Origin of the sequence: Mycolicibacterium flavescens (assembly GCF_001722335.1) — a bacterium.
In the GTDB taxonomy this organism is placed as follows: Bacteria; Actinomycetota; Actinomycetes; order Mycobacteriales; family Mycobacteriaceae; genus Mycobacterium; species Mycobacterium flavescens.
On the sequence record NZ_MIHA01000048.1, the window covers coordinates 1 to 4,435 of the forward strand.

Below are 4,435 nucleotides of genomic sequence, written 5' to 3' on the forward strand. Positions count from 1 at the left end.
CCCGCGGGCTGCACGCCCATCACATCGTGCACTGGGAAGACGGCGGACCCACCGAGTTGTGGAATCTGGTGCTGGTGTGCCCGCATCACCACCGCATGCATCACCGCGGCGAGATCACCATCCGCGGACCCGCCGACAAGCTTGTCATCACCGACAAGGGCGGACGCAAACTGACCAACACGTCACTGGCCCGACCACCCACCGAAGCACCCCCGGCGGTCCCGCCCTGGCGCGGCCCCCTGGGCGAACCCGCCCAATGGTGGTGGTACCAGCCCTACGAACCACCCTCACCGAACTAGATTCAGAACCCAAACACCCTGCAGCAACACCGAATTCGGTGCTGTCCACCCCTGCATGCGGGTTCTCCGGCGGGGATTGTCACGAGGAAACCGTGCTGCGGTCATGACCGTTCACGATGCTCATCGCCGCACGACATGCAGTCGTAGGTGAGCGGCATTGTCGCTCAGAGGCTGACAAGAAGTCCGTACCTGCGAAGCGTTGATACGTTGGGGCCCAATGCAGCGGCGTCGCACGTGTAGTCGCGACAGCGGGCTACTCCGGCCTGCTGCTACGGCTGAGGTGGCGGCGGCGCCGAGCTCTCGCTCGGAGGAATCGCGGCATCGACCACGTCGCCCGCGACGTCGGCCGCCGCACCCACCGGACCGTCCTCGCTCGTGCAGTTACCCGCATGCACAGGTCCGGACGGCACACCCGATGCCACGAGCTCACTCGGCAGCCCACCCGGCGGGACATAGATCGGGAAGCCGTTCATCCGCATGCACACCCCTCCCGGAGGTCCGCTCGTCGGATACGGACTGGCCGGCGGAAGCTGCTGCGTCGCCCTGTCCACGGCAGACCCGGCGATCGCCGCCGGATCAACCGGAGGCTGCTGCTGCTCGGTCGGCTCAGCGGGCGGCGGCTCCTGCGCGGCCGCCACCGGGGCGAAGGCCACCGCGGCCCCCGCACTGATTCCCCACACAACTGCTCTGACCATGCTGCTACGTGCTGGCATTCGGATTGTCCCCCCGTGCTTCTGCCGCGCCCGATCGAAGCGCTTGCTGGACAGCCTCGCAGGTAAATCCATCTGCGCGTAGTCGAGTGGAGGGGTTCCGCCACGACTTGTTGCCTACGCAAGCATCGTAATCGCCCGAAGCCGGGGGAGCGGGGCCGATTCAGCGTGACCCGGCAATCATATGCCGATGATCGTCGACAACCTGACTGATTCGATATACCACGTCAACGAGGCCAGCGCTCTCGGTGGGACTTCTGTCAGCAAACCAGAACCGGTCCGCCGCCCGCCGATATGCGCGCTACCCCACCGAATCAATTGATCTTCCCGGTCACCGCCGCAACTGAGCCCCCGTTTCCCCGCCGACATGTTGCTGACAGGAATACCGATTTGGCCGCGTTTCGCGGGGGCGTGTACATTGGCCGGCGTGAACATCGGCGTGTGTGCCAGCTATTGGCGCTTTATCAAGGCTCCGGGCGGAGCCGATAAAGCGCAGCGCTAGCGCGCATCCACCCGGAGCCCAGGCAGTGACCACCAGGTCGCTGCCTTTCGTCATTAGAGGGCACCGGTTCTTCACCCAGGTGCCCACACCAGAAAGGCACCCGAACGACATGAACATGGCGCAGACCGCCACTCCGCCCGCCACCTCCGACCGTCGCGTCCGCGGGTTCAGCGAAATCCCCAGCCCGCACGACGTCGTGACCGAGTTCCCGCTCGGACCGCGCCGTGCCGAGCGGGTGGCGCGCGACCGGGACGAGATCGCCGACATCCTCGCCGGCCGCGACGACCGGCTCCTCGTCGTGGTCGGTCCCTGCTCCGTACACGACCCGTCTGCCGCGCTGGACTACGCCAGCCGGCTGGTCAAGATGGCCGACGACCTCGGCGACCGCCTCAAGGTCGTCATGCGGGTGTACTTCGAAAAGCCCCGCACCACGATCGGCTGGAAAGGCCTGATCAACGACCCCGGCATGGACGGCACCTTCGACGTAGCCCGCGGACTGCGCATCGCCCGCCACCTGCTGCTCGACATCATCGACATCGGCCTGCCCGTCGGGTGCGAGTTCCTCGAACCCAACAGCCCGCAGTACATCGCCGACGCCGTCGCCTGGGGCGCGATCGGCGCCCGCACCACCGAGTCGCAGGTGCACCGCCAGCTGGCCTCCGGCCTGTCGATGCCCGTCGGCTTCAAGAACGGCACCGACGGCAACATCCAGGTCGCGGTCGACGGCGTCAAAGCCGCTGCCGCACAACACGTTTTCTTCGGAATGGACGACATGGGCCGCTGCGCCCTCGTCAACACCGCAGGCAACGAAGACTGCCACGTGATCCTGCGCGGCGGCACCGGTGGACCCAACTACGACGCCGACTCGGTGCGCACGACCGCCGACAAGCTGACCGCCGCCGGAGTCCCCGGCCGCGTCGTGATCGACTGCAGCCACGCCAATTCCGGCAAGGACCACCTCCGCCAGGCCGAGGTTGCCGCCGAGGTCGCGCAGATGGTTCGCGACGGGCTCCCCGTCAGCGGCGTAATGCTCGAGAGCTTCCTCGTCGGCGGCGCCCAGAGTCCCGACGCCCAGCCGCTGACCTACGGCCAGTCGGTGACCGACAAGTGCATGGACTGGCCGGCGACCGAGTCGGTGCTGCGCCAACTCGCGGGGCGATCCCGCTAGGTCGCGCTCGGCTGGACGTACTTCGTGGTGTCCGGGTCGAAACGGGGTCGGCCCGTCGGGTCGAGGTCGATGAGCACCTCGGCCCCCGGATCGCCGGGCACACGGGTGATCACCACGGCACTGTCGTTGCGTGGCACCCGGTGCCTGGTGGTCACCATGTTCGCGGTGATCCGCTGCGGACCGCGCTCGGTCGCGAACTCGACGACCACGGTGAACAACGGGTTCTCGTCGCTCCACTTCTTGAGGAACCTCACCTCGCGCAGGACGCCGGGCGCGCGCTGACCGTGTCGGCGCAACCACGCCATCCAGGCGAGCCGCGCGCGAGTGTCGCGGATACCCTTCCACGCCGCCAGCATCGACACGGCCGCCGCGATCCCACAGCCGGCGCCGACGATCGCGAGCACCGCCCCGGTGATTCCGCCGGCCCACACCGCGGCAGCGAGGATGCCGGCGCCCAGTCCCGCGAAAGCCGGTGTCGCTGAGATTCGTTTGGCCGTGGCGCGCTGCCCGAACGCATTGCGTGCCTCGTCGGTCGTGATGCTGGTGACCGTCAGCGGTAAAAAGGTGTAGAGAGCCGCGCCGGCCATCATCCACCACGGGTCGACGATCTGCCGGCTCACGCGGTAGGCGAGCAGGGTCCCGACGGCACCGGTCGGCACCCACAACAGGAACGTCGCCACGGCGAAGAAGCTCAGCATCCCCGATGCGGCCAGCGGCATCGCCGTGATGCGGTCGCCCTTCTCGCGTACGGAGAAGTGCGGCATCGAGTCCTCCCAGCAGGGAGTGTCGCTCTGGGTGCAGGTCATGTCGGGCTCCTCTCGCTGCGGGAGCCCCCAGTATTGCCACGGGATCGGCGACGTCGCCGTGCTCGCGCCGCGAATTGCCGTGATTCTCAGCAATTGCACAGAGCTACAACATGGTTCGCTTTATCGGCGGGAAAGGCGCTGAGCGACAGCGGAACCGCGCTGCCCAGCGAAGTCGTCAGGACGCCCGGCGGATACCCCGCTTCAACAGCAGCTCACGCTCGGATTCCGACAACCCGCCCCAGATGCCGTACGGCTCGCCGACCGCGAGTGCGTGGGAGCGGCACTGCGCGATCACCGGGCAGCGGCGACACATCTCCTTGGCGCGCATCTCGCGCTGCGCGCGGGCCCGACCGCGTTCGCCGTCGGGATGGAAGAACATCGAGGAATCGACGCCTCGGCAGAGTCCGGCCATCTGCCAGTCCCAGATATCTGCATTGGGCCCGGGAAGTTGTTGCGGCTGTGGCATTGGAAAACCCCTCTCTGCGCACCCTTTTCGTGTGCAACCGGATGCGTGAGTTCAAGACCGATTCGAGCCAAGTCGCCGATGACCACTCGTGGTGACAAAGTATGGGGGCGCACGAAATTCCGTCAATAGCCCGATCATGTGCTCATTGACATAACCGCAGGCCCAGAATTTACCTCACGTTCATCATTGTGGGCCTGCGCGTAGCGGGATCGGTGCTAAGCAAACGTTTCGCCGTTCGCGGCGGGGCCTATTTGTCCAGTTCGCTTGAAAGCGGCGCGATCCAGCTACCCCGGTCCGCTTACATGGAGTTAACACCACGCGCATCAACTGTTAACGGCCGCCGGGACGAGGTTGATAGCGTCGCGACTCGATGTTCACATCTGTAGACGCAGCCCTGGCCGAAGCGGCCTTCGGGGCCGACGCCGCGCGCTGGCCGCTCCCGGCCGCCGTGACGCCGCGCCAGCGGTGGCTGCGGGCCGTCGCC

Annotated in this window: 5 protein-coding genes; 2 read left to right on the plus strand and 3 right to left on the minus strand. The window is 66.9% G+C overall.

What is annotated here, in order from left to right:
- The coding region (locus BHQ18_RS28695) for an HNH endonuclease signature motif containing protein (protein ID WP_131815747.1) at positions 1 to 299 on the plus strand (299 nt) is incomplete at its 5' end.
- 269 nt (positions 300 to 568) lie between these two features.
- On the opposite strand, the gene BHQ18_RS29965 is transcribed toward BHQ18_RS28695, so the two are convergent.
- Positions 569 to 994, minus strand: coding sequence for a hypothetical protein (locus tag BHQ18_RS29965; RefSeq protein ID WP_131815748.1), 426 nt, complete (start codon positions 992 to 994; stop codon positions 569 to 571).
- 626 nt (positions 995 to 1,620) lie between these two features.
- Here BHQ18_RS29965 and BHQ18_RS28705 point away from each other — a divergent pair.
- Positions 1,621 to 2,679: a 3-deoxy-7-phosphoheptulonate synthase gene (locus BHQ18_RS28705; RefSeq protein WP_069417025.1), complete on the plus strand. Its 1,059-nt coding sequence runs from the start codon at positions 1,621 to 1,623 to the stop codon at positions 2,677 to 2,679.
- Here BHQ18_RS28705 and BHQ18_RS28710 read toward each other — a convergent pair.
- Together BHQ18_RS28710 and BHQ18_RS28715 are read right to left on the minus strand one after the other, a co-directional pair.
- The gene (locus BHQ18_RS28710; RefSeq protein WP_069417026.1) at positions 2,676 to 3,485 is read right to left on the minus strand and encodes a forkhead box protein; all 810 of its coding nucleotides are present in this window, start codon (positions 3,483 to 3,485) and stop codon (positions 2,676 to 2,678) included. The genes BHQ18_RS28705 and BHQ18_RS28710 overlap by 4 nt on opposite strands.
- A 175-nt stretch (positions 3,486 to 3,660) precedes the next feature.
- Positions 3,661 to 3,951 carry a WhiB family transcriptional regulator gene (locus BHQ18_RS28715; protein WP_069417027.1) on the minus strand — a complete coding sequence of 97 codons (291 nt, stop codon included), beginning with the start codon at positions 3,949 to 3,951 and terminating at the stop codon, positions 3,661 to 3,663.
- Between the last annotated feature and the right edge of the window lie 484 nt (positions 3,952 to 4,435).